25 protein-coding genes are annotated in these 26,171 nt (G+C 64.6%); 14 read left to right on the top strand and 11 right to left on the bottom strand.

Translation table 11 applies throughout. The annotated features are described in order from the left end of the window. Positions 1–68 precede the first annotated feature (68 nt). On the top strand, positions 69–638 hold the full coding sequence (locus tag M2361_RS06540; protein ID WP_259247191.1) for a hypothetical protein: 570 nt from the start codon (positions 69–71) through the stop codon (positions 636–638). An 89-nt stretch (positions 639–727) separates the two neighbouring features. On the opposite strand, the gene M2361_RS06535 is transcribed toward M2361_RS06540, so the two are convergent. Beyond that, positions 728–1,126 (bottom strand): RidA family protein, encoded by a 399-nt coding sequence (locus tag M2361_RS06535; RefSeq protein ID WP_259247189.1) that lies wholly within the window; start codon positions 1,124–1,126, stop codon positions 728–730. A 155-nt stretch (positions 1,127–1,281) separates the two neighbouring features. Here M2361_RS06535 and M2361_RS06530 point away from each other — a divergent pair, with 155 nt between their 5' ends. Then, a complete protein-coding gene (locus tag M2361_RS06530) occupies positions 1,282–2,217 on the top strand; it encodes a LysR family transcriptional regulator (protein ID WP_259247187.1) in 936 nt (311 codons plus the stop codon). Between the two features lie 25 nt (positions 2,218–2,242). Here M2361_RS06530 and M2361_RS06525 read toward each other — a convergent pair whose 3' ends face one another. After that, a complete protein-coding gene (locus M2361_RS06525) occupies positions 2,243–3,217 on the bottom strand; it encodes a tripartite tricarboxylate transporter substrate binding protein (protein ID WP_259247185.1) in 975 nt (324 codons plus the stop codon). A gap of 38 nt (positions 3,218–3,255) precedes the next feature. Next, positions 3,256–4,587 carry an arylsulfatase gene (locus M2361_RS06520; RefSeq protein WP_259247183.1) on the bottom strand — a complete coding sequence of 444 codons (1,332 nt, stop codon included), beginning with the start codon at positions 4,585–4,587 and terminating at the stop codon, positions 3,256–3,258. A gap of 97 nt (positions 4,588–4,684) precedes the next feature. Between M2361_RS06520 and M2361_RS06515 the strand changes: the two genes are divergently transcribed. The 6 genes from M2361_RS06515 to M2361_RS06490 all read left to right on the top strand — a co-directional run bounded on the left by M2361_RS06515 (position 4,685) and on the right by M2361_RS06490 (position 11,556). Further along, positions 4,685–5,575: a LysR family transcriptional regulator gene (locus M2361_RS06515; protein ID WP_259247181.1), complete on the top strand. Its 891-nt coding sequence runs from the start codon at positions 4,685–4,687 to the stop codon at positions 5,573–5,575. A gap of 108 nt (positions 5,576–5,683) precedes the next feature. Next, a complete protein-coding gene (locus M2361_RS06510) occupies positions 5,684–6,637 on the top strand; it encodes a hypothetical protein (RefSeq protein ID WP_259247179.1) in 954 nt (317 codons plus the stop codon). 139 nt (positions 6,638–6,776) lie between these two features. Continuing rightward, on the top strand, positions 6,777–7,976 hold the full coding sequence (locus M2361_RS06505; RefSeq protein WP_259247177.1) for a hypothetical protein: 1,200 nt from the start codon (positions 6,777–6,779) through the stop codon (positions 7,974–7,976). A 267-nt stretch (positions 7,977–8,243) separates the two neighbouring features. Continuing rightward, positions 8,244–9,806, top strand: a complete 1,563-nt coding sequence (locus M2361_RS06500; RefSeq protein WP_259249250.1) for a diguanylate cyclase — start codon at positions 8,244–8,246, stop codon at positions 9,804–9,806. Then, a complete protein-coding gene (locus M2361_RS06495; RefSeq protein ID WP_259247176.1) occupies positions 9,803–10,591 on the top strand; it encodes a hypothetical protein in 789 nt (262 codons plus the stop codon). The genes M2361_RS06500 and M2361_RS06495 overlap by 4 nt, the downstream gene beginning before the upstream one ends. Then, on the top strand, positions 10,588–11,556 hold the full coding sequence (locus tag M2361_RS06490; RefSeq protein ID WP_259247174.1) for a hypothetical protein: 969 nt from the start codon (positions 10,588–10,590) through the stop codon (positions 11,554–11,556). Before M2361_RS06495 ends, M2361_RS06490 begins: the two co-directional genes overlap by 4 nt. 6 nt (positions 11,557–11,562) lie before the next feature. On the opposite strand, the gene M2361_RS06485 is transcribed toward M2361_RS06490, so the two are convergent. After that, positions 11,563–12,462: a LysR family transcriptional regulator gene (locus tag M2361_RS06485; RefSeq protein WP_259247172.1), complete on the bottom strand. Its 900-nt coding sequence runs from the start codon at positions 12,460–12,462 to the stop codon at positions 11,563–11,565. 108 nt (positions 12,463–12,570) lie between these two features. Between M2361_RS06485 and M2361_RS06480 the strand changes: the two genes are divergently transcribed. Together M2361_RS06480 and M2361_RS06475 are read left to right on the top strand one after the other, a co-directional pair. Further along, positions 12,571–13,695, top strand: a complete 1,125-nt coding sequence (locus M2361_RS06480; RefSeq protein WP_259247170.1) for a muconate/chloromuconate family cycloisomerase — start codon at positions 12,571–12,573, stop codon at positions 13,693–13,695. A gap of 153 nt (positions 13,696–13,848) precedes the next feature. Then, a complete protein-coding gene (locus tag M2361_RS06475; RefSeq protein ID WP_259247165.1) occupies positions 13,849–14,835 on the top strand; it encodes a tripartite tricarboxylate transporter substrate binding protein in 987 nt (328 codons plus the stop codon). Between the two features lie 89 nt (positions 14,836–14,924). On the opposite strand, the gene M2361_RS06470 is transcribed toward M2361_RS06475, so the two are convergent. The 3 genes from M2361_RS06470 to araD form a co-directional block, all read right to left on the bottom strand. After that, positions 14,925–15,911, bottom strand: a complete 987-nt coding sequence (locus tag M2361_RS06470) for a tripartite tricarboxylate transporter substrate binding protein (RefSeq protein ID WP_259247164.1) — start codon at positions 15,909–15,911, stop codon at positions 14,925–14,927. Between the two features lie 69 nt (positions 15,912–15,980). Then, the gene (locus M2361_RS06465) at positions 15,981–16,691 is read right to left on the bottom strand and encodes a ribonuclease activity regulator RraA (RefSeq protein WP_100855579.1); all 711 of its coding nucleotides are present in this window, start codon (positions 16,689–16,691) and stop codon (positions 15,981–15,983) included. Positions 16,692–16,753: 62 nt separating this feature from the next. Beyond that, a complete protein-coding gene (araD, locus tag M2361_RS06460) occupies positions 16,754–18,484 on the bottom strand; it encodes an L-arabinonate dehydratase (protein WP_259247162.1) in 1,731 nt (576 codons plus the stop codon). Between the two features lie 131 nt (positions 18,485–18,615). Here araD and M2361_RS06455 point away from each other — a divergent pair, with 131 nt between their 5' ends. Beyond that, positions 18,616–19,305 carry a GntR family transcriptional regulator gene (locus tag M2361_RS06455; RefSeq protein ID WP_100855577.1) on the top strand — a complete coding sequence of 230 codons (690 nt, stop codon included), beginning with the start codon at positions 18,616–18,618 and terminating at the stop codon, positions 19,303–19,305. 60 nt (positions 19,306–19,365) lie between these two features. Here M2361_RS06455 and nhaR read toward each other — a convergent pair whose 3' ends face one another. After that, complete coding sequence (gene nhaR / locus M2361_RS06450) at positions 19,366–20,286, bottom strand: transcriptional activator NhaR (protein WP_259247159.1); 921 nt, start codon at positions 20,284–20,286, stop codon at positions 19,366–19,368. Positions 20,287–20,385: 99 nt separating this feature from the next. Here nhaR and M2361_RS06445 point away from each other — a divergent pair, with 99 nt between their 5' ends. Further along, positions 20,386–21,393, top strand: coding sequence for a TerC family protein (locus M2361_RS06445; protein ID WP_259247157.1), 1,008 nt, complete (start codon positions 20,386–20,388; stop codon positions 21,391–21,393). Further along, positions 21,390–21,809, top strand: a complete 420-nt coding sequence (locus M2361_RS06440; protein ID WP_259247155.1) for a universal stress protein — start codon at positions 21,390–21,392, stop codon at positions 21,807–21,809. The genes M2361_RS06445 and M2361_RS06440 overlap by 4 nt, the downstream gene beginning before the upstream one ends. 70 nt (positions 21,810–21,879) lie before the next feature. On the opposite strand, the gene M2361_RS06435 is transcribed toward M2361_RS06440, so the two are convergent. Continuing rightward, positions 21,880–23,202 carry a hypothetical protein gene (locus M2361_RS06435; RefSeq protein ID WP_259247154.1) on the bottom strand — a complete coding sequence of 441 codons (1,323 nt, stop codon included), beginning with the start codon at positions 23,200–23,202 and terminating at the stop codon, positions 21,880–21,882. Positions 23,203–23,348: 146 nt separating this feature from the next. Between M2361_RS06435 and M2361_RS06430 the strand changes: the two genes are divergently transcribed. Beyond that, positions 23,349–23,807 carry a surface-adhesin E family protein gene (locus M2361_RS06430; protein WP_259247142.1) on the top strand — a complete coding sequence of 153 codons (459 nt, stop codon included), beginning with the start codon at positions 23,349–23,351 and terminating at the stop codon, positions 23,805–23,807. A gap of 6 nt (positions 23,808–23,813) precedes the next feature. On the opposite strand, the gene M2361_RS06425 is transcribed toward M2361_RS06430, so the two are convergent. Together M2361_RS06425 and M2361_RS06420 are read right to left on the bottom strand one after the other, a co-directional pair. After that, positions 23,814–25,109 carry an O-acetylhomoserine aminocarboxypropyltransferase/cysteine synthase family protein gene (locus M2361_RS06425; protein WP_259247140.1) on the bottom strand — a complete coding sequence of 432 codons (1,296 nt, stop codon included), beginning with the start codon at positions 25,107–25,109 and terminating at the stop codon, positions 23,814–23,816. Between the two features lie 75 nt (positions 25,110–25,184). After that, complete coding sequence (locus M2361_RS06420; protein ID WP_100855571.1) at positions 25,185–26,156, bottom strand: LysR family transcriptional regulator; 972 nt, start codon at positions 26,154–26,156, stop codon at positions 25,185–25,187. Positions 26,157–26,171 lie beyond the last annotated feature (15 nt).

Here is a 26,171-nt window from a genome sequence, read left to right as displayed (position 1 = left end):
GAAAAGAAACAAACACGCCGCACCCCGGATGCCGCACGCCCCCTGCCACGGAACATCGACTTCACACCATGACGTTGCCCTTACACGCCCCGAACCGCCGCAAGCCGCTGCTGTTGCCGGCCGCCCTGATCGCCGCCGCGATCGGCCTGACAGGCTGCGCCCCGATGCCCGACGGGGGCAGCTCCGCGCTGCCGTCGCTGGGCAATGTGTTCAAGTCGGGGCTGTCGTTTTCGCCTAGCGTGAACGTGGCGAAGAACATGGAAGGCCGCTCCATCAACGACGCCATCGCCGCCTTGGGCGAACCGTCCAAGAAGCGCGCGGTGGGCAACACGATGGAGCTGGAATGGTCGGACTACCAGGCCGCGCCTTATTCGGAATGGGTCACCACTGGCACCAGCCAGCAAGTGGTGGGCATGATTCCGGCCACCAGAACCTCTGCCGCCACGCCGGTGTTTCAGACCAATAGCACCGGCCACTATCAGAACCGTACGCGCGTGTACGAGTGCATGGTGCTGATGCGCATGGAAAACAGCGTCATCACCAGCACCAACGTGGAAGGCAACGTGTGCCCCGAATTCATTGCCGCCCTGCGCAAATGGTCGGGCGAAGCCGAAGCCAACAACTACGTGGTGAAGTAAGCGCGGGGCGATAATGCTGCGGACGGTTGTGCGCTGTTCGGAGGTGCGCCGGGCCACCAGGCACCCGACATGCACCCGGCATGCACCCATCAGGCAGTCTCGGGCAGCTTCGCGATCACCTTGATTTCAAAGTCGAACCCGCTCAGCCACGTGACACCCACTGCGGTAAGCGAGGGATACGGCGCGGCGCCCCAATATTCGGGCACCACCTGCCAGATCTGCTCGAACTTCGATGCCGGGTCGACCATGAAAACCGTCGCGTCCACCACATCGTCAAAGGTGCAGCCCGCCGCTTTAAGAATGGCGTTCAGGTTGTCGAAGGCCAGCCGCACTTGCGCTTGAAGATCGGGTTCGGGCGACCCGTCTTCGCGGCTGCCGACCTGGCCCGATACGAACAGGAATCCGTCAGACCGGATGGCGGGAGAATAGCGGTGGCGCTCATAAAGCGCGTGGCGGCCGGCGGGAAAAACAACGTCTCGTGTCGTCATGGATAACTCCTTCAGTGGGCCATCGTCAGGAAGAAAAGCGGCCCGTCGTTAGCGATGACTCCACTGTAAAGACGGGCTACCCGCCGATAAACGCGCAAGCCTGTCCATCACTGTTTGTAGAATCCAAACACTCATCAAGCCCGCCGGAGCCCCCCATGGACCGATTCGATGCGATGCAGGCGTTTGCCCGCGTGGTGGAAGCAGGCAGCTTCACCAAGGCCGCAGAAACCCTGCACATGAGCAAGACCACCGTGACGCAGTTGGTGCAGCAACTCGAAGCGCGGCTGCGCGTCCGGCTGTTGAATCGCACCACGCGCCAGGTGAACGTCACCGCCGACGGCGCGGCCTATTACGAGCGAGTGTTGAAGCTGCTGGCCGACATGGACGACGCCGAAACCAGCTTGTCAGCCGCATCGACGTCACCACGGGGCCGCTTGCGGATCGACGTGCCCAGCCCCTTGGCGCGCATGGTCCTGATACCGGCGCTGCCCGCCTTCCACGCGCAATATCCCGACATCCAACTGGACATGGGCGCAAGTGACCGCATCGTGGACCTCATCGCGGAAAACGTGGACTGCGTGGTGCGCGGCGGCGAACTGACCGACCTGTCCTTGATGGCGCGCCGCGTGGGCGACCTGCAACTGGGCGTCTACGCCGCGCCCAGCTACCTGGCGCGCGCCGGCCATCCCGCGCATCCGCGCGAGCTGGAAGACACGCACCACCGCATCGTGGGCTACCTGTGGCAGCGGCTGGGCAAGGCCTTCCCCTACGCCATGCAGCGTGGCGACGAAAGCGTGCACGTGCATGGGCGCTACGTGCTGGCGGTGGATGATGGCAACGCCTATCTGGCGGCGGGGCTGGCCGGGCTGGGCGTGTTGTGGCTGCCGGAATACATGGCCCAACCGCACCTGGCCACGGGCGAACTACAGCCGCTGTTTCAGGACTGGCGGCTGGAGCCCATGCCGCTGACCATCGCCTTTCCCCCAAACCGGCATGTGAGCACCAAGCTGCGGGTGTTCATCGATTGGGTGGTGGCGCTGATGGGGCAGTACGCCCCGCTTGCCGCGCAGCCGCCAACGCGCCCGACCTGAGCGCCCCACCTGAACATCCGCTCTCTCAGTTCGCCAACTTGATGGCGCCGCTATCCAGCAGCTTTTGCCATTTGGCGGTGTCGTCCGCAATGAAGTGCTGCAAGTCGGAACGCGAGCCGCCGGCTGCGACCATGCCCGCGTTGTCGACCGCCGCTTGAAACGCGGGCGACTGCACGGTTTTCTGCAAGGCCGCGTTCAACTGCTCAAGCACGGTGGCATCAATCCCTGGCGAAGCCGCCACTGAAAACCACTGGCTGGCGTCGTAGTCGGGAAAGCCGGATTCGGCCACGGTGGGCACGTCGGGCAAGGCATCCAGCCGCTTCTTGGTGGTGACCGCATAGGCCTTGAGCGTGCCGGCCTTGATCTGCGGCAACACGGGTGACGACCCCAGAATGGCCAAGGGAATCTGGCCGCCCGCCACGTCCGACACCGCCTGCCCGCCCCCCTTGTAAGGCACGTGCACAATGCGCGTGCCGGCAACCTGGTTCAGCAGTTCGCCCGCCAGATGTTGCGATGTGCCGTTGCCGGAGCTGCCGTAGCTCCAGGTATCCGGATGCTTGCGCGCGTCCGCCAGCACGTCCGCCAACTTCGGCAAGGCCTGCTTGGCCGGGCCCACGATCACCATCGGCCCCTGCGCCATCAGCATGACCGGCGCCAGTTCCTTGCCGATGGCCGGTTGCGGCGTCGGATAGATCAGCGGCCCCGGCACCGTGATCAGGTAGCCATCGCTGGCCTTGCTGCGCGCCACCATCTGCAGCGCGATCGCGCCCGACGCGCCCGGCTTGTTCTCGACCACCACGTTCAAGCCCGTGCGCTGCGCCAGATCCTGCGCGGCCACGCGCGTCAGCACGTCGGCGGAACCGCCAGGCACGAAGCCTACGATCCAGTTGATTTGTTTGCCTGGCCAGGCCAGCGGCGGCTCGGCCTGGGATGCAACCGGCAAGACAAGCGCAACGCCCAGGCCCAGCCCGGCAATACTGCGACGAACAACGGTTTTCATGATTTCCCCTTGTGCTTGGCGCCGTCTGCGCGGGCCGTTCAATCCCGGTCTGGTCGACCGGGCGTGGTGTTTGGATGTTCGGCGCAAGACTGATTGAAGGCTTGCACCATCTTCAGCATGGGGCCGAGCACCCAGGTATTGAAAATCAAGATATCGCTTTCTTCCTTGGGGTCCTGTTTCAGGTTGAAGAGGTAAGGCGATTCCAGTTTGCCCTTGCCCTCGTTCACCTCGGGTTCCCAGTAGAAATGCAGCTTCCAGTCGCGCCATTTCAAGGCGCGCAGTTCGTTCTTGATGTAGAACAGAAAACCCTCGCGCGCCGAATTCGGACGCTCGCCGGTAAAGAAATCGGTCTGATCGATGCCGTCGATCGGCCGGTCTTGCGGCACGCTGGCCCCGCCGATATGCGACAGCGTGGTGTACAGATCGGTCACGTGGACGATCTCGTTGGACACCTGGCCCGGCTTGACCTTGCCCGGCCAACGAATGATGAAGGGCACGCGCAGGCTGCCTTCCATGGCCGTGTGATACGTGCCGCTCCAGGGGCCTGCCGTACCGCGATAGGGCTTGCGGAATTCCGGGCCGTTGTCGCTGCAGAAGATGAATACGGTGTTGTCGCGCAGGCCCAGTTCATCGACTTCGGCCACGATCTGACCCACGCGGTGATCCATTTCCACCATGGAATCCGCAAAGTCGCCCGCGCCGGTGCGCCCCGCGAAATCGGGGTGCGGCAGCGTGGGAAAGTGCAGATGCACCAACGGCAGATACAAGAAAAAGGGCCGCCCGCCGCGCGTCTGCTCGCGCATGAAGGTCTGTGCGTGCTGCACCAGTTCGGCGTCGATGCCGCGTCGGCTGTCCAGGTCGTACAGCTTCACGTTGGTCGACGGCTGCCCCGCGCGGCCTTCCATGATGTAAGGCATGTCCGCCACGCTGGGATCAAAGCCGATCGACGACGTGAACTGGCTTTCGTCGGTGGTGCGCGGAATACCGTACCAATGATCAAAGCCGCGGTCGGACGGGTAGCGTCCGGGAATATCGCCCAAATGCCATTTGCCGTAATGCGCCGTGGCATAGCCCTGCCCCGACAGTTGCTGCGCCAGCGTGATCTCGTCGCGCGTCAGCCCTTGCGGCAGACCCGGCGGCACCGATTGCAGGCAGCCGGTGCGGATCGGATGCCGGCCGCTCATGAGCGCCGAGCGGGTCGGCACGCAGTCGCTTTCCACATTGAAGTTCTGCAGCAGCAGGCCCTCGGTGGCAAGCCGGTCGATGTTGGGCGTGGGCGCACCGCGCAGCGCCCCGCCGCCATAGCAGCCGAGTTCGCCCCAGCCCAGGTTGTCGGCAACGATCAAGACGATATTGGGGCGATTCGACATCTGCGCTGACCTCTATGAGCATGGGGAATGTCCGAATTCTAGGCGCGCGCCCGCAGCGTAATATTCCCAAAAGTGCTATCTGGAATGCCTGTCGTTCATGAATCTATCCCTGCGTGACATCGAATATTTCTTGGCGGCCGTCGAACATGGCCATCTGGAACGCGCGGCTGCCGCCTGCGGCGTGAGCCAGCCTGCGCTGTCCAAATCCCTGCGGCGCCTGGAAGCGGATACCGGGCTGGCCCTGATGTTGCGGCACGGACGCGGCTTGACGCTCAGTTCCGAAGGCATGGTGTTCCTGCAGCACGCCAAGCGGCTCTGGGCGGAATACCGCGACGCGGTGCGACATGCCATGGAACTGCGGGTGGGTGAAGCCGGACTGTTGCGCGTGGGCGCCACTGGCGCCACGGTGGACAGCGTGGTGATGCCTGTGTTGAACCGTTTGCTGCCCCGCCGCCCCGCGCTGCGCATCCAGCTGACGCAGGGGCTGTCCGATGATCTGAATGCGCAGGTGGAAAGCGGCAAGCTCGACCTTGCCGTCACGCCCGTCTATGCCGATGGCCCCGCCACCCTGCGCCACGAAATCATGTTCGATGATGCGTTGTGCGTGGCGGCCAGCCGGCGCCATCCGCTGGCCACGAAGGCGCGCGTGGCGCTGCGAGACCTAAGCGGCCAACGCTGGATTCTGCCGCGCCCCACCTCCGTGGCCCGCCTGCTGCTGGATGCCCGCTTCGCGGAAGCGGGCCTGGGCCTGCCGATGGCGGCGCTTGAGGTCGAGCATTTTTCCGAAGGCTCGCTGCGGCTACTGGCCGGCTCCGACATGCTGGCGGTATTACCCCAAAGCGCACTGTCCGCCAACGCCGACGTCACGGCGCTGCCGGTAGCGCTCGGGCCACCGCTACGCCGCAACATCGCGCTGATCTCGCGGCGCGGCACCCTGTGGTCGCCGCTGATGAAGGAATTCCGTGAAGCGGTGTTGGCGGGTGCATAGCGGGCCCTGGTAACGGCGCTGTAACCCATGAAATATTGTGAAGCCCCTTGGTACACACGCGCCCTTATACTCGCCACCGCACAGAAACCACAGAACAATGCGACCTCTATGACCTCCTCCCTGAAGGCTGCCCCAACCCTTCGCGCCACCTTGGCCGGCCTGCTTGCCGTAGCGTTTGCCGCCCTGGCCACGCCGCCCGCCGCCGCCGCTTCTGAAGCCACTACTGCCGCCGCCTCTGCCGCCGCTTCCGACGCGCCCGGCACGATCTCCCGGCAAGCCGCGTCGGCCGTCGAGCCGCCCGATGCGCCCACGGTAATGGCCACCATCTTTGATATCGACGGCAAGGGCGAGACGACATACGAAGTCGACAATGGGCGCATCGCCACGTACTGGTTCGGCCATGCCTTCGAGTCCGAAGGCACGCACTATTACACCGGCTTCGCGTGGGAAACCGCGCCCCGGTACGCCAAGCCGGCCGGAAGTCCAACCAACACCCAAGCTGAAACCGAAGAAGAGCCCGGACCCGGCACGCGGGTCAACCTGGCCGAAGCCACTTTCGTCCTGACCGACCCCGCCTCCGACAAGCCCTGGAAATTCCGCGGCATGGAGCCCACCATCGGCGAGTTCGGCGCCTACGAACGCGGCGAAGACGTCGACACCCGCCGCAAGCCGCTGGAACACCGCACCCCCGCCGGCAAGCTGTTGCTGGCCGTGCCGACCACCAGCTTTGACAACGGCATCACCAGCGACGGCTACGCCCTGCTGGTCTTCAACCCCGAACGCTTGAAGAACGACATCGACGGCCACGTCTGGACCTATGTGGGCGGCGTGCTGACCGGCGAAGACAACAGCGCGGCCTGCGCCGACGGCGACGTCATGCCGTGCACCTCCAGCAAGGGCGAACTGGTCTTCTCCCAGGACGGCAGGCAAGACATGCCCACCGTGACCGTCAAACCCAGCGGCACCACGATTTCCGGGCCGAACAAGACGCGCCAGCTAGGCGCGGCCGACGTCACCGCCTATGTCTTTGACGCCGCCACCAAGGCCTACGTAACCAAGTAAGCAAAAACAGGCCGACCGCCCGCCGGCATCGCTACGGCGCAACAGGCGCGCGACCAAACCGCTTGCGTACAGGTGCTATTAAGGCCGTCTGCCTACAATTTCCGCATGGATGTTGTTCCACTCTTCGGCTTGGATTTTCATGCGGCTTTTTGAGCAAGCTTTGGTTCCCCCGCCTCGGGGCGGGATACGCATCGAGTCTTCCGACTCACCCCACTCCCCCAACGCTCTTTACGCAAGCCAAGCACGGCATGAGCTGGACGAGTTCCTGGCGCGGGCCGGCCTGCGCCAGGCGGCTATCTGCTGCGGCCTGACCGGCGCCACGGCCGGGGCGCACGCCTGGTTGCAGGCCGCGTTTGCCCAGGCATTCCTGCCGCAACATGACACCACCGGGCTTGCGCAAAAGCTCGGCTTGCGAACCGAGACCCACACCGCTGACCTGGACCGCGAAATCCTGCTGGCGATGCTGGCCAGCCCGGTGGCGTTCACGTTTCCCAATGTGGCCGAACTGGCATCGGCGGTGCGCATCCGGCGCTACATCGTGCAGGCCGCCCGCCAGACGGCCCTGGCCTTTGACACTGAGCATGCCGAACGGCCCGAGGATTACTGGACTTACGACGAAGCGCGCGGCTTCACCATCCTGCCCGGCCGCTCGCTGATCGAAGGCTTGCGCAAGGCAACGCAACCCGAGGCATCAGGGCAGTTGTATGCGTTCTCGTGCTATCGCGCGACGGAGTACGTGACGGTGCTGGGCATCGCGCAGGAGCTGCAACACGCCAACCCCGAGCTGGGGCGCCGCCTGCAACGCCAATGGGAAACCCGCGCGGTCATGTCCGGCCGCTTTCACGAAGCCTTCCTGCACGAATACGGTTCCCTGGACGCGCCCCTGCCTCAACGCTTTTACGTGCCGGGCGACCGGCTGTGGTTCCGCAACCCGGACGCCGTGTCTTCCGACGTGGAAGGCTATGAGGGCTCATGGGTGTTCTACCTGGGCAATGGCCAGTTCAATAATTTTTGGGAACACGGAGAACCCTACACGTTGACGTCAAAATGCGTGGAAATATTCCATTGGCGTCATGGCGTGCGCACCGACGCAACCGGCAAGCGTTATATGGACGAACACATCGTCCGCGATCGCGTACGCCAAACCTTGGCGGACCCCGCCGCCACCGCCGCCGTGCTGGCGCGCATGGCGCGTATTCGCGATCCGCAAGGAATATATGCAGAAGGCGGTTGCATCGATGCAACGCGCGAACGGGTGCGTTGGGTGCATGCGGAGCACACGGACATGGCGCTGCCAGACTGCGCCGAGCCCGGCACAGAGTGGTCCGTCGCGGCCTGAGCCGCGAATACGCCGCGTCAGAATTCCCCACATGCGGGGAAAAAAGCAGACCACCGCAGAGCGAAAACCTAGAAAAAATAAAAAGAGTTCTGTATTCTGATTTTCGCGGCGGTCACCTAGCCGCATGCCTCAATACCCACCTGGTGTGGGCACGCGCGTTACCGTCCCGGTGCGCCTTGCCATGCCAGGCATGCCTGCCCTATCCGGCGTTGCGACCGCAAGTCAACACGGCTCATCGACATGGCGACAAAAAGGAAAGTGAGCTTGGTGGCCGTGCTGATCACGCTGGCCGTGCTTAGCGTGGCGATCGGGTTCGCTAATGCGCTGTACGCGGGCTACCAGGTGCAAAAGGCCCAGGCGGTGCGCAATACGCTGGAAGCCAATCGGGCCTACGCCCAGAAGCTTTCCGAAGTCATCACGCTGTACATCTCGGCGGTGCATCGCCAGCTTGATGCCAGCGCTGCACAATTTTCCGGTGCTCCACTTCCAGAAGCGGAGCTGGCTTCCGAACTGTCGCGCCTGGCGGCAAGAATCGAGGGCGTATCCGCCGTGCTGCTGGCCGACCGCGAAGGCGCCATCACGGCACGAGCGTCCGATGCCCCCCATTGGCTGGGCGCCATTCCTACCCTGACTGCATTGCGCGTGGCCGAACGCCGGATCGGCGAATGGGTCCGGCCCTGCTGCCAGCCCGAAGGCTCGCCCGCCACGTTGACGCTGGTCAATCCCCTGCCCAACGGCGCGCTCGCCGCCGTGGTCGTGCTGGAACGCGGCAGCCAGATCGACAAGCTGATCGGCGAACATCCCTATGCCGACGGCACCGCCGTCTACCTGGTGAACCGCGACGGCCAGGCGCTGTACCGGCACGGCGCCAGCGGCACGTCCGCCGTGCTGCCCGACCTGATATCGGACGGCTCGCCGGCGATGGCCACGCCCGGCTCGGCCCAGGTGCAAGACGCCGCTGGCCACGTCATGCTGACCGGCTACGCCCCGCTGGGCAAAGGCATCTGGGCGGTCGTCGTCCAGCGTCCGCTGGACCATGCGCTGTCTCCCCTGAACGCGCTGCTGCGCGAGGCCTTGCTATTCGCCATCCCGGCCGTGCTGCTGACCTTGATGCTTGTCAGCGCCCTGGCCTACGCCATCGCCCGCCCGCTTGCCCGCCTGACGCACGCCTTGGCCAACGCAGACGCGGCAAGCCCCCAAGACCAACAGGCCAGCGGGCTGCGCACCTGGTACGTGGAAGCGGACGAACTGCGCGAGGCCTTGACGACAAGGCTGGCGCGGCACCGCCATGAAGTCGGCCGGCTGAATGTGGAATCCATGACCGACCCGATGACCGGCTTGATGAACCGCCGCGCCATGCGCCAGCGGCTGGATGAACTGGTGGCCGCCCGCACGGCATTCGCCGTCATCGCTCTGGACGTGGATCATTTCAAGCACATCAACGACACCCATGGACATCCGGTGGGCGACAAGGTGCTGATCGCCCTGGCCGACACGCTAAGCCGTAGCGTGCGTCAGCAAGATCGACCCTTTCGCGTGGGCGGCGAGGAATTCGTGGTGATCGTCCCGGCCGCGTCCGATGACGCGGCGCTTGCCACGGCCGAACGTATCCGCGCGGGCGTCTCGCAAACCGCCATGCCGCCCGGCGTGGGCACGGTCACGGTATCCGTCGGGGTGGCCTTGTGGCCGCAAGACGCCGCGCTGCCGCAGGCCGTGGTCAAAGGCGCCGACCTGGCGCTCTACGCCTCCAAACAGAACGGACGCAACCGCGTCACGCGCTGGAACAAGCAAGCCCTATCAACCATGTCCGAAGGCAAGGTGGCAACGTGAATTATTCATTGATTCTGGCGCTGTGCGCCGCCGCGTTCTTTCTGCTTTTGCTTGGCGCGATCCGGTTCGGACGCTATCTGGGCCACCGCCACCAGGCGGACGAAAATGGCCGCGCGGGTTCGGCGGCCATCGAGGCGTCGGTCTTCGCCCTGCTTGGCTTGCTGATCGCCTTTACGTTTTCCGGCGCCGCGCAGCGCATGGGCGAACGCCGCAACCTGCTGGTGCAGGAAGTGAATGCCATCGGTACCGCCTGGCTGCGCATCGATATGCTGAATGCGGCCGATCAGCCCGCCCTGCGCGATCAGTTCCGGCTGTACGTTGACGAACGCATCAACTACTACCGCCATGTGGCGGACCTGGACCGGCGCGACGCCATCGCGGCCAAAGCATCGACCCTGCAAAACGAGATCTGGAAAGGATCGATGCTGGCGGCCAGGAACGCCGTGCCGCCGTTCGCGGCGTCTTACATCGGCGCCGTGAACGATATGTTTGACGCATCCACGTCCCAGACCGTTGCGCAGAAGGTGCACCCGCCGGCCATGACCTACGTGTTCCTGTGCTTTCTGGCGCTGGTCTGCGCCTGCCTGATCGGGCTGAACCTGGCGACCGCGCGCCGCGACACGCTGTTCCACCAGATCATCTATGCGCTGGTCATGACGGCAGCGCTGTACATCATCATCGACTTCGAGTTTCCGCGTATCGGCGCCATCCGCATCGACCAGAGCGACAAGCTGCTGATGGCCCAGCGGGAAGCGATGGGTGCGCTGTCCGGAGTGCTGAAATGACACTGGCCACGCGCGCCACGGCCTGGGTGTCGGCCTATGTCGTCGCCGCGCTGGCCTGCGCCGCTGGGCCGGAGGCCAGCGCGCAAACGCTGCGACTCAGCAAGGACGATCTGCAAAAGCGCGCTAACGGGGTGCTGGCGCTGATGTCGTTTTCCATCGTGCCGGACATCACGACCAGTTCGCTTTCCATCGGCAGCGGTGGCGGTTCCACTTCTGGGTCCACCGAATTCTTCATGACGCAGTTGGGCGGCGGCGACACCATTTCGGATTCGGTGCCCATCTACCTGGAAGGGGTGCTGGCCGGCAGCCGGTACGACCCCACCTTCGTGGCGACGCAGGGCGCCGAAACCCGCAGCATTCCCACCAAATGGAACAGCCTGTCGGCCACCGGCGGCATCGGCTGGGACTTCAAGCTGACTGACGAGCTAAAGCTGCGTCCCATCTTCAACGTGGCGCTGGGCAACGTCACCAGCGACCTGCGCGCCGCAAGCTGGTATGTGGGGCGGCAGACCGGCACCGACGTCGACTTCCTGGACCGCGGGTCCTTGAACGCCTACGGCCTGGGCGGTTCGCTGATGCTGGACTACGAGCACTACCGGCCCGGCTACGAAGTGGACGTGGAGCTGCGCTATTCGGATATCCGCCTGAAAAGCTTCTCCAGCTCGGCCGCGGTGCAGGGCAACGCCACCGCGCAATCGGCCAACCTCTGGGCGCGCTACCGGGCGCCCACGGGGATCGTGCTGCTGCAACGGCCACTGCGCTATGTGCTGGAACTGACGCATTCGGAATTCCTGGGCGACCAGCGCGGCGTGCTGGGGTTTGACCGCCTGACGTCCGTGGGCGCGGGCCTGGAACTGGACTCCAGCGCCTACGACGTCATCATCACGCGCACGCGGCTGGTGGGCCGGTATGTCTTTGGCACCAATGTGTCGGGGTTTTCGGTGGGGTTGGCGGTCAGCTTCTGAAACGGTTCAGGCGGGCGGTTCGCCGCGTGACGCCAAGGTTTGCGCCAGGCCCAACGCGCGGGCCAAAAATTCCGACCCATCGTCCTTGCGGTAGCTGGCAATCACCGGCGACACAAACCCATCGCCTTCGATCCGCACATGCGCCACGTCCTGACGCTGCAAGCGCTGCACGGATGCCGGCACCACCGTCACGCCCAAGCCCGCCGCCACCAGGCCAATCGCCGTTTGCAGTTCATTGGCCTCTTGCACCACTTGCAACGAATAACCGGCCGCGCGGAACAGCCCCAGCACGTGGTCCGCGAAGTTGGGCCGGGGCCGCGCCGGGTACAGCACAAAGGGCTCTTGCGCCAGGCGCTCCACCGACACACTCGGCGCGCCCGCCAAGGGGTGATGCAAGGGCACGGCGGCCACCAGGGCTTCCGTCATCAGCACCTGCCGCTCGATGGCCGGGTCGTCCAGCAGGATCCGGCCGATACCCAGATCAATGCGCCCGGCCTTCAGCGCTTCCAACTGAGGCAGGGTCGTCATTTCCATCAACCCCACTTCCACCTGGGGGTCGGCGCTGCGCAGTTGCCGGATCAGTTCCGGCACGAATCCATACAGCGTCGACGGCACGAACCCGATGCCGAACCAGCGGCGCTGGGTCTGCCCCAACCTGCGCGTGCCTTCCAGCACCTCTTCCAGCCGCGCCGTCAGCAAGCGGGACTGCTCCAATAGAAAGCGCCCGGCCTCGGTCAGGCGCAGCGCACGGGTGGTGCGTTCAAACAGCAGCACGCCCAGCTCTTCCTCAAGCTGGCGTATCTGCCGGCTAAGCGGGGGCTGGGCGATGTGCAGGCGGGCGGCGGCGCGGGTAAAACTGCCTTCTTCCGCCACGGCCTGAAAATACCGCAGGTGCCTGAGTTCCATGGCTGACCTAGACCTGAAAGGTATTAATCGAAACCCATATGGTCTTGGACGCGATCGGAAAGCGCAAGCCATACTGCGATCAATCGCTCAACCCTTGGCATTAAAAGTATGAATCCGGCAAGCATTCTTTCGGTCCAGGCCATGCTGGTGGACCTGCCCACCATCCGCGCCCATCAGCTGGCCATGGCGGTCATGCAGCGCCAGACGCTGGTGATTGTGCGGCTGACTTGCAGCGACGGCATCGAAGGCATCGGCGAGGCCACCACCATCGGCGGCCTGTCCTACGGAGAAGAAAGCCCCGAAGGCATCAAGCTGGCCATCGATACCTACCTGGCGCCCGCGCTGGTGGGCGGCGACGCCACCAACATCCACGCCGCCATGCAGCGGCTGGACAAGGTGGCGCGCGGCAATCGCTTTGCCAAGTCGGCGCTGGAAACCGCGCTGCTGGACGCGCAAGGCAAACGCTTGAACGTGCCGGTATCCACCCTGCTGGGCGGCGCGGTACGCAAGCGCATGCCCGTGCTGTGGACCCTGGCCAGCGGCGACACCGCGCGCGATATCGAAGAAGCCGAGTCGCTGCTGCAAAGCCGCCGCCACAACACCTTCAAGCTGAAGGTGGGACGCCGCGCCGTGTCGGAAGACGTGGCGCATGTGTCGCGCATCAAGCAGGCGCTGGGCGACCGCGCCCGCGTTACCGTGGATGTGAACCAGGCTTGGAACGAAGCCGATGCGGCCGGCGCCATTGCCCGGCTGGAAGCCGCGGGGGTGGACCTGATCGAACAACCCATTCCGCGCGCCAACCTGGCCGGCATGGCGCGGCTGGCGGCGCGCTTCGTGGTGCCCATCATGGCGGACGAAGCGGTCAATGGCCCCGAAGATGCGCTGGACATCGCGCGCCAGGGCGCGGCCGATGTGCTGGCCTTGAAGATCGCCAAGTCCGGCGGCCTGTATGAAATGCTGCGCACGGCGGCCGTGGGTGACGCGGCCGGCATGTCGCTGTATGGCGGCACCATGCTGGAAGGCTCGGTGGGGTCGGTGGCATCCGCGCACGGCTTTGCCTGCCTGCCGCGCCTGTCGTGGGGCACGGAACTGTTTGGCCCCCTGCTGCTGAAGGACGACATCGTGGCGAACCCGCCGCGCTACGCCGACTTTGAACTGGAATTGCCCGACGGCCCCGGTCTGGGGTTGACGTTGGACGAAGACAAATTGAAGTTCTATCGTCGCGACCGCTAAGCGCGGCTGCTGACCACGATCGAACACGATCAACCACCACCGAACACTGACGAACGCCAAGCACCGTTAACGGATAACGCTTTCATACCCGGCAAGACGGGCCCGCGCCGCCAAGAGCGCGCCCACCCACTATCAAGCACCACGGAGACAACCATGCGCCTGCGCCATGTGATCAAACCCTTTGCCCGCGCCATCCTGGCCCTGTCGCTACTCGGCGGCGCGTCCGCCGCGTTGGCCGATAGCTATCCCGACCGCCCGGTCAAGTGGGTAGTGCCCTTCCCGCCCGGCGGCGCCGTGGACAGCATCGCCCGCACGTTGAGCGAATCCATGAGCAAGCAGCTCAACACCTCGTTCATCGTGGAAAACCGCGCGGGCGCGGGCGGCAACATCGGCGCGGCCAGCGTGGCGCGCTCCAAGCCCGACGGCTACACGATCCTGATCGTGGCCAACGGCATGGCCGTGAACCCGGCCTTGTACGCCGACCTGAACTACGACCCCATCAAGGACTTCGCCCCGATCTCGTTGCTGGCCGTGGTGCCCAACGTGCTGGTCACCAACCCCCAGCGCACCGGCGCCACCAGCGTGGCGGACGTCATTGCCAAGGCGAAGGCCCAGCCCAATCACTACACCTACGCCTCGGCGGGGGTTGGCACGTCCATCCATCTGGCGGGCGAATTGTTCGTGTCGATGACGGGCGTCGAGATGCTGCACGTGCCCTACAAGGGCAGCGGCCCGGCCGTGGCCGACCTCTTGGGCGGACAGGTGGACTACATGTTCGACAGCATCACGTCCGCCAAGCCGCACATTGCCACCGGCAAGCTGCGCGCGCTGGGCGTGACCACCGCCAAGCGCTCCGCAGCCCTGCCCGACGTGCCCACCATGCAGGAAGCCGGCGTGGCGGGCTACGAGCTGATGCCCTGGTTTGCCGCCTTCGCCCCCGCCGGCACGCCGCCGGAAGTGGTGGCCAAGCTGAACGAAGCCATGCGCGTAGCGCTGGCCGAGCCCAAGGTCAAAGCCACGCTGGATTCAATCGGCGCGGAATCCATCGGCGGCTCGCCGGAGGCGCTGCGCGATCATCTGGCCAAGGAAACGGCGCAGTGGAAGACGCTGGTGAAGGAACGGAACATCAAGGTCAACTAAGACCTGGCCTCCCATGTAAAAACGCCCACGTCGCACTTGCGTGCACGTGGGCGTTTTGCCATGCCGAGTGAAAGTCATGCCACCGGGAATTACTCCACCGTCGCCCCAGACTTTTTCACCACTTCCGCCCAACGCGGAATTTCGGTGGCCATCAGCGCGCGCAGTTGGTCGGGCGTGCTGCCCACGAGTTCCATGCCCATGGTCTTGCCCAGCTTCTCCTGCACGTCCGGCTCTTTCAGGATGATGGCGATTTCCGCCGCCAGCTTGTCCAGGATCGGCTTGGGCGTGCCCTTGGGTGCGTAGACGGCCTGCCACGACGCCATCTGGAAGCCCGGCACACCAGCTTCCTGCATGGTGGGTACGTCGGGCGCCAGCGCGATGCGGTCCTTGGTGGTGACGGCCAGCAGTTTCAGCTTGCCGGTTTGCAGCAGCGGCAGCGCGGCCGTCATCTGGTCGAACATGAAAGTGACCGAGCCGGACGACACGTCCACCATGGCGGGCGGCGTGCCCTTGTACGGCACGTGCGTGAGCGGTACGCCGATCATGCTGGAAAACAATTCACCGGCCAGGTGCGTGGACGTGCCCGCGCCAGACGACGCGAAGGTGCGTTTGTTGGGGTCGCGCTTGAGCAGCGCAATCAAATCCGCAACCGAATTCACGCCCAGGTTCGGGTCCACCAGCAGCACGTTGGGCAGGTAGGCAATCAGCGACACCGGCTCGAAATCCTTGACCGGGTCGTACTTCAGATTCTTGTACAGGCTAGCGTTGATGGCGTGCGTGCTGATGGTGCCGCCAAACAGCGTGTAGCCGTCGGGCGCGGCCTTGGCCACGTAGGTGGCGCCGATGCCGCCGGCCGCGCCGGGCTTGTTTTCAACGATGACGTTCTGATGCAGGCGGTCGCCCAGCTTCTGGGCCAGCACGCGGCCGACCACGTCGGTGGAACCGCCCACGGTGAACGGCACCACATAGGAAATGGGCTTTTGCGCGGGCCAGTCGGCGGCGCTGGCGGGCATGGCCAGCGCGCACAGGGTGGCGGCCAGCAGCGCGCCCAACGCGCTGCGTCGTTGCGTATTCATGGATTGTCTCCTGCCTTGATTTATTGACTTATAGGTATGGATCGCCGGCCGGGCGGCCGGCGGCAAAGCTCAACGGCCTTGTTCTTTGCGCCAGGCGGCGAATTTGTCTTTGGTGCCCGGGTCGGTGGGCGGATACAGGCCCAGGATGGACGCGCCCTGCTGCACCTGGCTGGTCACGAAGTCTTCGAATGCGGTCATCTCCACCGCTTCAATCGAGATCTCGTCGGCCAGATGCGCCGGAATCACCACCACGCCTTCCCGGTCGCCCACGACGATGTCGCCGGGCCACACCGCCACGTCGCCGCAGCCAATGGGTTCGTTGATATCCAGCGCCTGATGCAAGGTCAGGTTGGTGGGGGCCGACGGGCGCTGATGATAGGCAGCGAAGCCGAGTTCAGCGATCTCCGGGGAATCGCGAAAACCGCCGTCGGTGACCACGCCCGCCACGCCGCGTTTCATCAGGCGCGTGATCAGGATGGAACCGGCGGACGCGGCGCGCGCGTCCTTGCGGCTGTCCATGACCAGCACCGCGCCTTCCGGGCAGGTCTCGACGGCCACGCGCTGCGGGTGCGAGCGGTCTTCAAACACCTTGATGGTGTTCAGGTCTTCACGGGCCGGGATGTAGCGCAGGGTGAACGCCGGGCCGACCATATTGGGCAGGTTGGCGTTCAGCGGACGCACGTCCTGGATGAACTGGTTGCGCAGGCCGCGTTTGAACAAGGCGGTGCACAGAGTGGCCGTGCTGATGCCTGACAGGCGGGCACGGGTTTCGGGATTCATTTGGGACACGATGGCTCCGGGCAATAGGCAAGGAACAAGGAATAAGAAATAAGAAACCAGGCTTAGAAAATCTCGGGCTCGGGCACGGGTGCGCCGAACTCGGTTTCCAGGAAGTCGAAATCGCAGCCGTCGTTGGCTTGCAGGATGTGCTTGGAATACATCCAGCCGTAGCCGCGCTCGTAGCGCTTGGGCGGCGGCGTCCAGGCGGCGCGGCGAGCGGCGAGCTCTTCGTCGCTGATGTTCAGGTGGATGCTGCGGGCCGGCACATCGACCGTGATCAGGTCGCCCGTCTTCACGAACGCCAGCGGTCCGCCCACATACGATTCGGGCGCGGCATGCAGAATGCAGGCGCCGTAGCTGGTGCCGCTCATGCGGGCGTCGGACAGGCGCAGCATGTCGCGCACGCCCTGCTTCACCAGCTTGGTGGGAATGGGCAGCATGCCCCATTCAGGCATGCCGGGGCCGCCTTGCGGGCCGGCGTTGCGCAGGATCATGATGTGTTCCGGCGTGACGTCCAGGTTTTCGTCGTCCACCGCGGCCTTCATGCTGGGGTAGTCGTCGAACACCAGCGCCGGGCCGGTGTGCTGCAAGAACTGCGGCGCGCAGGCGCTGGGCTTGATGACGCAACCGTCCGGCGCGATATTGCCGCGCAGCACGGCCAGTGCGCCTTCGTCGTAGATGGCGGTGTCCAGCTTGCGGATCACGTCGTCGTTATAGACTTCGGCGCCGGCGATGTTTTCGCCCAGCGTCTTGCCGGTCACGGTCATGGCCGACAGGTCCAGGTGGCCTTCCAGGCGCGTCATCAGCGCCGGCAAGCCGCCCGCGTAATAGAAGTCTTCCATCAGATAGGTGTCACCGCTGGGCCGGATGTTCGCAATGACCGGCACCTTGCGGCTGGCGGCATCAAAATCTTCCAGGCCCACGGCATGGCCGGCGCGGCGCGACATGGCCACCAGGTGAATGATGGCGTTGGTGGAACAGCCCATGGCCATGGCCACGTTGATGGCGTTCTTGAACGAAGCCATGCTCAGGATGCGCTTTGGGGTCAGGTCGTCCCAGACCATTTCCACCACGCGGCGACCGCATTCGGCGGACATGCGCATGTGGCCGACGTCGGCAGCCGGTATCGAGGAGGCGCCCGGCAGCGTCATGCCGATGGATTCGGCGATGGCGGTCATGGTGCTGGCCGTGCCCATCGTCATGCAGGTGCCGTAGCTGCGGGCAATGCCCCCTTCCACTTCGGTCCATTGTTCCTGGGTGATCTTGCCGGCGCGGCGCTCGTCCCAGAGCTTCCAGGCATCAGAGCCCGAGCCCAGGATCTTGCCCTTCCAGTTGCCGCGCAGCATGGGGCCGGCGGGCACGTACACACATGGCAATCCGGCGCTGATGGCGCCCATGAGCAAGCCCGGCGTGGTCTTGTCGCAACCGCCCATCAGCACCGCGCCATCCACCGGATGGCTGCGCAGCAGCTCTTCGGTTTCCATGGCCAGGAAGTTGCGATAAAGCATGGTGGTGGGTTTCACGAACGATTCCGACACCGAAATCGCCGGCAACTCCACCGGAAACCCGCCCGCCTGGAACACGCCGCGCTTCACGTCTTCCACGCGCTGCTTGAAGTGGCTGTGACAGGGGTTCAGGTCAGACCAGGTGTTGATGATGGCGATGATCGGCCGGCCGACCCAGTCGTCCGGGGCATAGCCCATTTGCATCATGCGGGACCGATGGCCGAACGAACGCAGGTCATCCTTGGCCATCCAGGCGGCGCTGCGCAGACTTTCGTAGGTACGTTTCATAGGGGTATGGGGAATTGGGAGCAATGACAGGGTGGAATGGAGCCATTTAAACACTAATACATTAGTGCGTCAGCTAGGTGAAAACCCGCTACACTGCGGGCTTTCCTACCGTACTCCCGTCAGGCCCCCTGATGCAAAGCCCCAAGCTCAGACTGGACCGCTCGCGCCACGCCGCGCCCCAGGTCTTCGAACATCTACGCGAACAGATCGTGTCGCTGGAACTCGCGCCCGGCGCCCCGCTGTCGCGCGTGACGCTGGCTGAAAGCTATGGCCTGAGCCAAACCCCCATCCGCGACGCGCTGATGCGGCTGGCCGAAGAGGCGCTGGTCGAGATCTACCCCCAGCACACCACGGTGGTCAGCCGCATCGACATTCCCGCCGCGCGCCAGGCGCACTTTCTGCGGCAATCGCTGGAGCTGGAAATCGTGCACTTGCTGGCGCAGCAGTCCGACGCGGCCTTGCACAAGCGCCTGCAAACCAGCATCGACCTGCAACGCATCAGCCACGCCAATGGCGAATACCAGCAGTTCATCGACGCCGACCAGGCCTTTCACCGCGACATGCACATTGCCGCGGGCGTGACCAGCCTATGGGAGCTTGAGCAGCGCTACAGCGGCCATCTGGACCGCCTGCGCCGGCTGCATCTGCCCGAAGCCGGCAAGGCCGAACGCATCATGGACGACCATCAACGCTTGCTGGATGCGATCCGCGCGCAGGAACCCGCGCGGGCGCAGCAGGTGCTGCGTGAACATTTGTCCGGCACCTTGAGCCAGGTGGCCGAGATCTGCAAACGCTATCCCGACTACGTGTTGGCCGCCTGACCCGCCGGCGCCCACGCGCCGGCGTTTGCCTACGTGCAGGCGCTTACCACGCACCGGCCCTTATCCACGCCCCGGCGTTGACGCGCCGAAGATGTCTTCCTGCGCCGCCTTGCTAAGCGCAATGATGGCCGGGTGCTGCAACTGCCTTTCGGTGGTCAGCGCGTAAAGCTGTTCCTTGACGGCGCGGGCGCTGCCGATGGAGCGCACCCGGTACTGCTTGACCAGAAAGGCGGCCGTGGCGGTCGGCGCGGCGAACAGGCCGACCCCGGTTTGGCCGAAGGCATTCAGCAAGGCGCTGTCATCGAATTCGCCCACGATGCGCGGGCGAATATTGTGTTCGTCAAACCATTGCAGCAGCCGCAGGCGAATCGCCGCGTCTTCGCCCGGCAACAGGAAAGGCGCCTGGTCCAACATCTTGGGAAAGCGGCCCGGCAACTGTTCCAGCAAGGCGGGCGCGCCAAAGAACGTCAGGCTGCTTTCGCCCAGCAGATGGCTGAAGCCACGCACGTTCAGATGACTCGGCATCGGGCGATCGGCAATCACCATGTCGTAGCGGTGCACCGCCAGGTCCGCCAGCAGAAAGGCCAACCGCCCCTCACGGCAGATCAGCCGCACGTTCTCTTCCAACTGCAACACCGGCTCGATCATCCGGTACACCAGCGATTTCGGTACGCCTTCGGCAATGCCCAGCCTGAAATCCAGCGTTTGCCGCGCGGGGCGGTTACGCAGATCGTCCAGCAATTCGTCGCCCAGGGTGAAGATGCGGTCCGCGTATTGCAGCGTTCGGCGGCCGATGTCCGTGAGTTCAAGCCCCCGCCCCACCCGTCGGAACAGCGCGGACCCCAGCGCGGATTCCAAATCTTGCAATTGGCCGCTGATCGATTGAGGCGTGCGCTGCAATTGCTGTGCCGCGCGGGCAATGCTGCCGGCCTTGGCGACCACCCAGAAATAGCGCAGATGTTTGTAGTTGAGAGTGACCATGGCGATCATTCCAAAAAATCTGACTATGGGTTCATGTTATGCGAATTGTCCGAAGAATAGAGGCGCTCTAGACTGGCCTCGTATTCGTGGAGGCGACGTATGAGCCAGGTTGAAACCTTTGCCACCCTGCCGATGTGGGTGGGGTTCATCGTTTTCGTCATGGCCGTGCTGGCGCTTGATCTGTACGCGCTGGGCGGCCGCCAGGCGCACCGCGTGTCGTCTCGGGAAGCGCTGTGCTGGGTGCTTGCCTGGTCGTCGTTGGCGACGCTGTTCGGCCTGCTGATGTGGTGGTTTCTGGACGCCAGCATGAGCCGCGCGGTGGCCAATCAAAAGACGCTGGAATTCTTCACCGGCTACCTCATCGAACTGTCCCTGTCCGCGGACAACATGTTCGTGTTTTCCCTGATCTTCACCTACTTCGCCGTGCCCGCCGAATTGCAACGGCGGGTGTTGCTATATGGCGTGCTTGGCGCCATCTTCATGCGCATCGGGATGATACTTGCGGGTGTGTGGCTGCTGACCCAGTTCGTGTGGATGTTCTATGTGCTGGGCGCCTTCCTGGTGCTGAGCGGCGCCAGAATGCTGGCCGTGGCCGGCCGTCAGCCCGATATCGCCCAGAACCCCTTGGTGCGGTTCATGCGGGCCACCATGCGGATCACCAAGGACTATCACGGCCAGGCCTTCTTTGTGCGAATCGACGGGCTGCGCTACGCGACCCCAATGTTCGTGGTGTTGCTGATGATTGAAGCCACCGACGTGGTCTTCGCGGTGGACAGCATTCCCGCCATCTTCGCGATCACCACCGACCCCTACATCGTTTTCACATCCAATATCTTCGCCATCATGGGCTTGCGGGCGCTCTACTTCCTGCTGGCCGACATGGTGGACCGCTTCCATTACCTGAAGTACGGCTTGGCTGTGGTACTGATGATCATCGGCGCCAAAATGCTGGCGGCACAGTGGATGCACGTGCCGGTGCATTGGTCGCTAGGCATTATCGGGTTGGTTCTGGCGGCCTCGATTGGCGCCAGCCTGGCCTGGCCAAAGCGGAAGGCCACCGCCAACCGCAACGACGTGAAGAAGCCCCAAACCGGAGAGCAGCCATGAACACGATCATTCTTGCCACCGACGGATCGACGTATAGCGATGAGGCGGCGCGCTACCTGGTCGCCACCCCATTGCTGAACCGCGATTTTGTCGTGCATGTGGTGCATTGCGAGCCCGAGGTCCGGGGGGATGTCGTGTCATTCATCGGCAAGGACGAAGTCGATGCCTGGCACCACGAGGAAAGCGACAAGGCGATGCGCTCGGTGGCGGACATCCTGCGCCACGGCAACGTGAACTTCGAATGCCACGAGATGACCGGCTTCACGCCCGGAAAGATCGTCGACTACGCAACGCGGGTCAAGGCCACCGCCATCGTGCTGGGTTCCCATCACCGCAGCCCGCTGATGAACGCGTTGATGGGCTCCGTCAGCAGCCGGATCATCGCGCACGCGCCCTGCCCGGTGCTGGTGGTCTGACGCGGGCAACACGGTGGCATCCGCTGGCGCTGCATGTTTGCGCATCACATTGGTGCTGCATGATCGCGCTTCAATCCAGCGGATACCGCCGTATCACCGTCTTGCCGTCGCGCTCGGCCAGCGACAGCAGCCCGTCGCCCGTCGCGTCCAGGCCCAGCAGGCCGATCTCCACGTCCTGCGGTATCTGAAACGGGCGCCACGTCTTGCCCTGGTCGCGCGTGTAGAAATAGGTCTTGGTGTATTCGTTGAACGAAAACAGATGGTCGGCGTAGGTTTTGATGACCCACGCATTCGGCCCGAACCAGGCATCGTCGATCCAGCTAGGCTTGCCCTGCACCGTCGGCGAGGCCGCGCGCCGATGCCAGGTTTGCTCGGCCTTGTTTAGTTCGTAGATGGCATCGCCCCAGGTCTCGAACACGGCCTGGTCGCGCGTGACGCTGGACTCGGCCGCCTGTGCCGGCACCGGCGGCACGTCTTGCGTGATGCGGAACGCGGGCGATGCCCCACTTTGCAGCTCGACTTCAAAACGCCGCGTTTCCAAGACCTGGTTCTTGGCCGAGGCATCCAGGCTGATCCGCGTGCGCCAGCTCCACCCCACGGCGCGGTGCTCGTCCAGCGGATACAGCGACCAATCGTAGGCCAGTTGGTCTTCCGCGCCCGCGCCGCCGGCCTTGGCCAGGCTATCGCGAAAGCCGCGCTCGAACGCCGGCGCATCCGGCCAGACCTGCTCATCCAGCAAAGTGGCTGACCAATGGCGCGCGCCGTCCTGGCTGACCATCAGGCGTTGACGCCCGTCATGCCGTTCCAGGGCAATCACGCGGTCCGACGTCAGGAACACCGCGTGCCGCAGCGGCGGGCCCAGCACCACGTCCGGCGCCAGCGCCCAGGTCTTGCCCAGGTCGTTGGATTGCAATATTTCCCAGGTGCCGGGCAGCTCGTCCGGGTCGGCGCGGCGTTCAGCGGCGGTAATCAGGTACAGCTCGCGCCCTAGCGGCGAGCCGATCAGGCTGACGCCCGCATCCCCGCTGATCGAACCCAGCAAGGTAAACGCGCCCGTGCCGTGACCGCCGTAAATCAGGTTGCGCGTGTCGGCCACCAGCCAGGGGTTGGGCTGGCGTGTGCTCAAGGCGGGCACCAGCGCGTCCAGCATGGGGGCCGTGTCCAGCGCCGCCATGTCCTGGGCCGACACCAGGCGCTGCCCGATCAGCAACTGCCGTTCGCCGTAGCGTTGCAGCGCCACCCGGGACGACGACGCCAGCGCCGGGCCATTGAGTTCGCCGATGATTTCGCTGCGCGCCAGCGGCTGGCCCAGCGGAACCAGTTGGTAGATGCCATACCCGATCACCCCCGCGACGGCAATCGCAACACCGCTGGCTAGCAGTCTAAGGTTCATGGAGGAAGGGCTTTTGATGCACGTGCACCCGCCGTTTGGCGGGTATCTTTTAAAGGGAATGGGCGAAACTATAGCGTGTTGGCCGACGTTCTCTATACTGGCGTGACATACTCTTACGCTGCACCGGCCACCCACGGAACCCCGACATGATCGCAAGGCACGCACTGCTTACCATCGCCCTGGCACTGCTCGGGGTCGCCGCCTGCGTGCCGTCGGTGCAGGCGGCTCCGCCCGATGTCTTGTGGACCCCGCTAGACCCCCAATCCATGCCCGGCGTGTTCTATGACAGCGCGTCAATTGCGCGCCTATCCGAAAAGCCCATGGTCATGACCGTGACGGTCGCATGGTTTTATGCACAGCACCGGGTGTCTGAAACCACGGGCCAAAGCTATGGATCGGTTGCGCAGCCCATCACCTTGAACTGCACCGCCGATACCTATACGGTCACTGAAACCCGGCACTACGCCGGCAACAACGCCACCGGCGCCTTGGTGGAATCCATTCCAGTGGCGGGCATACACAATGCCCCCGTCGCGCGGGACCCCGTTCAGCGCAAGCTGCGCGCCGTGGTCTGCCCCGCGCCGGGTAAGAACGCCAGAAAATAAGCCCGGTCAGACTTGCGCCAGCGCCTGCTCCAGGTCGGCGATCAGGTCATCAATGTGCTCAATGCCGATCGACAAGCGCACGGTCTCTTCGCGCACGCCGGCCTTTTGCAGCTCTTCCGGATTCAGTTGGCGGTGCGTGGTGGACGCCGGGTGCGTCGCCAGCGACTTCGAATCCCCAATGTTGACCAGGCGCGTGAACAGTTGCAGCGCATCCTGGAAGCGCGCGCCGGCATCGCGGCCGCCCTTCACGCCAAACGTGAACAAGCCCGGCACCTTGCCGCCCAGGTACTTCTGCGCCAGGGCGTGATCGGGGTGGTCCGGCAGGCCGGCGTAGTTGACCCATTCCACCTTCGGGTGTTCGCGCAGGAAGTTCGCGACCTTCACCGCGTTTTCAACAATGCGGTCCACGCGCAGCGCCAGCGTTTCGATGCCTTGCAGAATCTGGAACGAGTTGAACGGTGAAATCGCCGCGCCGGTGTTGCGCAGCGGCACGACGCGCGCGCGGCCGATGTAGGCGGCCGCGCCGAAGGCTTCGGTGTAGACCACGCCGTGGTAGCTGATGTCCGGCTCGTTCAGGCGTTTGAAGCGGGCCTTGTGCTCGGCCCACGGGAACTTGCCCGAATCAATGATGGCGCCACCCAGGCTGGTGCCGTGTCCGCCCAGGTACTTGGTCAGCGACTGCACCACGATGTCCGCGCCGTGCTCGATGGGGCGCAGCAGGTACGGCGACGGCACGGTGTTGTCCACGATCAGCGGCAGGCCGTGGCGGTGCGCCAGTTCGGCCAGCGCGGCGATGTCGGTGATGTTGCCCAGCGGGTTGCCGACCGATTCCGCGAAGATGGCCTTGGTGCGGTCGTCGATCTGCGCTTCGAAGGCGGCCAGGTCGCTGGGGTTGGCAAAGCGCGTGGTGATGCCGTATTGCGGCAGCGTGTGCGCAAACAGGTTGTAGGTGCCGCCGTACAGCGTGCTGGACGACACGATGTTGTCGCCCGCTTCGGCGATGGTCATGATGGCGTAGGTGACGGCCGACTGGCCCGAGGCCAGCGCCAGCGCCGCAATACCGCCTTCCAGGGCCGCCACGCGCTGCTCCAGCACGTCGGTCGTGGGGTTCATGATGCGGGTATAGATGTTGCCCGGCACCTTCAGGTCGAACAGGTCCGCGCCATGCTGCGTGTCGTCAAACGCGTAGGCCACGGTCTGGTAGATGGGCACCGCGACGGCGCGCGTCGTCGGATCCGGGCGGTAGCCGCCATGCACGGCCACGGTTTCCAAACGCCAATTGGGTTTCTTCGGTTCAGTCATTTGTCTCTCCAGAAAGTGCGGTGATGGCGGGGTTGGTGTGGATCACCTGCCCCGCCTGTTATTGAATTCAAGGTTTCAACCCGCGCGCGAATCCAGCGGCGTGCGGTTCAGAAAACGATCAAACGCGCTTAGATAGGCCACTTCCACCGCCGTCAGCTTGCGCTGCTTGTGCCAGGTGAGGAACACATCGATCTCGGCGACCGACTCGGCGGGTGGCAGCCGGCGCAGGTCGCCGCCCATCACGTCCTGGCGGATCAGGTGCTCCGGCAGAAAGCTCAAGCCGATGCCCGCCACCACCATGCGGCGTATCTCTTCAATGTTCGGCGACGTGCCCACGATGCGTCCCGTAAACCCCTGCTGATCGCGAAAGATCGTCAAGGGCGACAGCGTATCTCCAATCTGGTCGCTGGCGAAGCATACAAAGTTCTGGTCCATCAGGTCTTCAAGACTGACGCGCGGCTTTGAAAACAGCGGATGATGGCGGCCGCAAACGACGGCGTAGTGGTGCCGCAGGAACAGCCGGCGCTCCAGCGCGTCGACCGGCTTGCGGCACAGGCAGATGCCCAAGGCGGGCACGCGCTTGGCCAGCGCGTCCAGAATGGCGGCGCTGGGCAGCACGTCAACGTGGAATTCAATCTTGGGATAGCGCCGATGAAACTGCGCCAGGAAGTCGTCGTAGGCCGGGCTTTGCACCTTGCTCATCACCAGCAGCCGCAAGGTGCCGGCAATTTCGGCCCGGTCCTGCGTGGCGGCGTTTTCAATGCGCGCCATCGTGCCGTACATGTCGCGCGCGATGGCGTAGATTTCGTCGCCCAGGCCCGTCAGGCGGAATTCGCCGTTGCGCCGATGCAGCAGCAGGCCGCCCACTGCGTCTTCCAGGCGTTTCAGCGCCTGGCTCACCGCCGGCTGGCTCAGGTGCAGCGCTTGCGCGGCCCGGCCCACGCCGCGCTCTTGCACGACGAACATGAACGTGCGCAGCAGGTTCCAGTCCATGCGTTCAGGGGCAAGCGGCAGCGACGGCGGAGTGCGGACAGGCGTTTCGGGCATGGCGTGGCGGACGGG

The sequence above is a fragment of the Achromobacter sp. JUb104 genome (genome assembly GCF_024806975.1).
Taxonomy (GTDB): domain Bacteria; phylum Pseudomonadota; class Gammaproteobacteria; order Burkholderiales; family Burkholderiaceae_B; genus Achromobacter; species Achromobacter spanius.
Note: the sequence above shows the minus strand (reverse complement) of the source record. Positions and strands in the feature narration are given on the sequence as shown.

Bases quoted from the DNA above. Each gene is read 5' to 3' on its own strand.
- M2361_RS06430 (WP_259247142.1), top strand. From the start codon at position 23,349: ATGATCGCAAGGCACGCACTGCTTACCATCGCCCTGGCACTGCTCGGG.
- nhaR (WP_259247159.1), bottom strand. From the start codon at position 20,286: ATGGTCACTCTCAACTACAAACATCTGCGCTATTTCTGGGTGGTCGCC.
- araD (WP_259247162.1), bottom strand. From the start codon at position 18,484: ATGAAACGTACCTACGAAAGTCTGCGCAGCGCCGCCTGGATGGCCAAG.
- M2361_RS06420 (WP_100855571.1), bottom strand. From the start codon at position 26,156: ATGCCCGAAACGCCTGTCCGCACTCCGCCGTCGCTGCCGCTTGCCCCT.
- M2361_RS06525 (WP_259247185.1), bottom strand. From the start codon at position 3,217: ATGAAAACCGTTGTTCGTCGCAGTATTGCCGGGCTGGGCCTGGGCGTT.
- M2361_RS06470 (WP_259247164.1), bottom strand. From the start codon at position 15,911: ATGAATACGCAACGACGCAGCGCGTTGGGCGCGCTGCTGGCCGCCACC.
- M2361_RS06485 (WP_259247172.1), bottom strand. From the start codon at position 12,462: ATGGAACTCAGGCACCTGCGGTATTTTCAGGCCGTGGCGGAAGAAGGC.
- M2361_RS06465 (WP_100855579.1), bottom strand. From the start codon at position 16,691: ATGAATCCCGAAACCCGTGCCCGCCTGTCAGGCATCAGCACGGCCACT.
- M2361_RS06515 (WP_259247181.1), top strand. From the start codon at position 4,685: ATGAATCTATCCCTGCGTGACATCGAATATTTCTTGGCGGCCGTCGAA.
- M2361_RS06445 (WP_259247157.1), top strand. From the start codon at position 20,386: ATGAGCCAGGTTGAAACCTTTGCCACCCTGCCGATGTGGGTGGGGTTC.
- M2361_RS06480 (WP_259247170.1), top strand. From the start codon at position 12,571: ATGAATCCGGCAAGCATTCTTTCGGTCCAGGCCATGCTGGTGGACCTG.
- M2361_RS06520 (WP_259247183.1), bottom strand. From the start codon at position 4,587: ATGTCGAATCGCCCCAATATCGTCTTGATCGTTGCCGACAACCTGGGC.
- M2361_RS06535 (WP_259247189.1), bottom strand. From the start codon at position 1,126: ATGACGACACGAGACGTTGTTTTTCCCGCCGGCCGCCACGCGCTTTAT.
- M2361_RS06510 (WP_259247179.1), top strand. From the start codon at position 5,684: ATGACCTCCTCCCTGAAGGCTGCCCCAACCCTTCGCGCCACCTTGGCC.
- M2361_RS06475 (WP_259247165.1), top strand. From the start codon at position 13,849: ATGCGCCTGCGCCATGTGATCAAACCCTTTGCCCGCGCCATCCTGGCC.
- M2361_RS06425 (WP_259247140.1), bottom strand. From the start codon at position 25,109: ATGACTGAACCGAAGAAACCCAATTGGCGTTTGGAAACCGTGGCCGTG.
- M2361_RS06455 (WP_100855577.1), top strand. From the start codon at position 18,616: ATGCAAAGCCCCAAGCTCAGACTGGACCGCTCGCGCCACGCCGCGCCC.
- M2361_RS06490 (WP_259247174.1), top strand. From the start codon at position 10,588: ATGACACTGGCCACGCGCGCCACGGCCTGGGTGTCGGCCTATGTCGTC.
- M2361_RS06505 (WP_259247177.1), top strand. From the start codon at position 6,777: ATGCGGCTTTTTGAGCAAGCTTTGGTTCCCCCGCCTCGGGGCGGGATA.
- M2361_RS06435 (WP_259247154.1), bottom strand. From the start codon at position 23,202: ATGAACCTTAGACTGCTAGCCAGCGGTGTTGCGATTGCCGTCGCGGGG.
- M2361_RS06530 (WP_259247187.1), top strand. From the start codon at position 1,282: ATGGACCGATTCGATGCGATGCAGGCGTTTGCCCGCGTGGTGGAAGCA.
- M2361_RS06540 (WP_259247191.1), top strand. From the start codon at position 69: ATGACGTTGCCCTTACACGCCCCGAACCGCCGCAAGCCGCTGCTGTTG.
- M2361_RS06440 (WP_259247155.1), top strand. From the start codon at position 21,390: ATGAACACGATCATTCTTGCCACCGACGGATCGACGTATAGCGATGAG.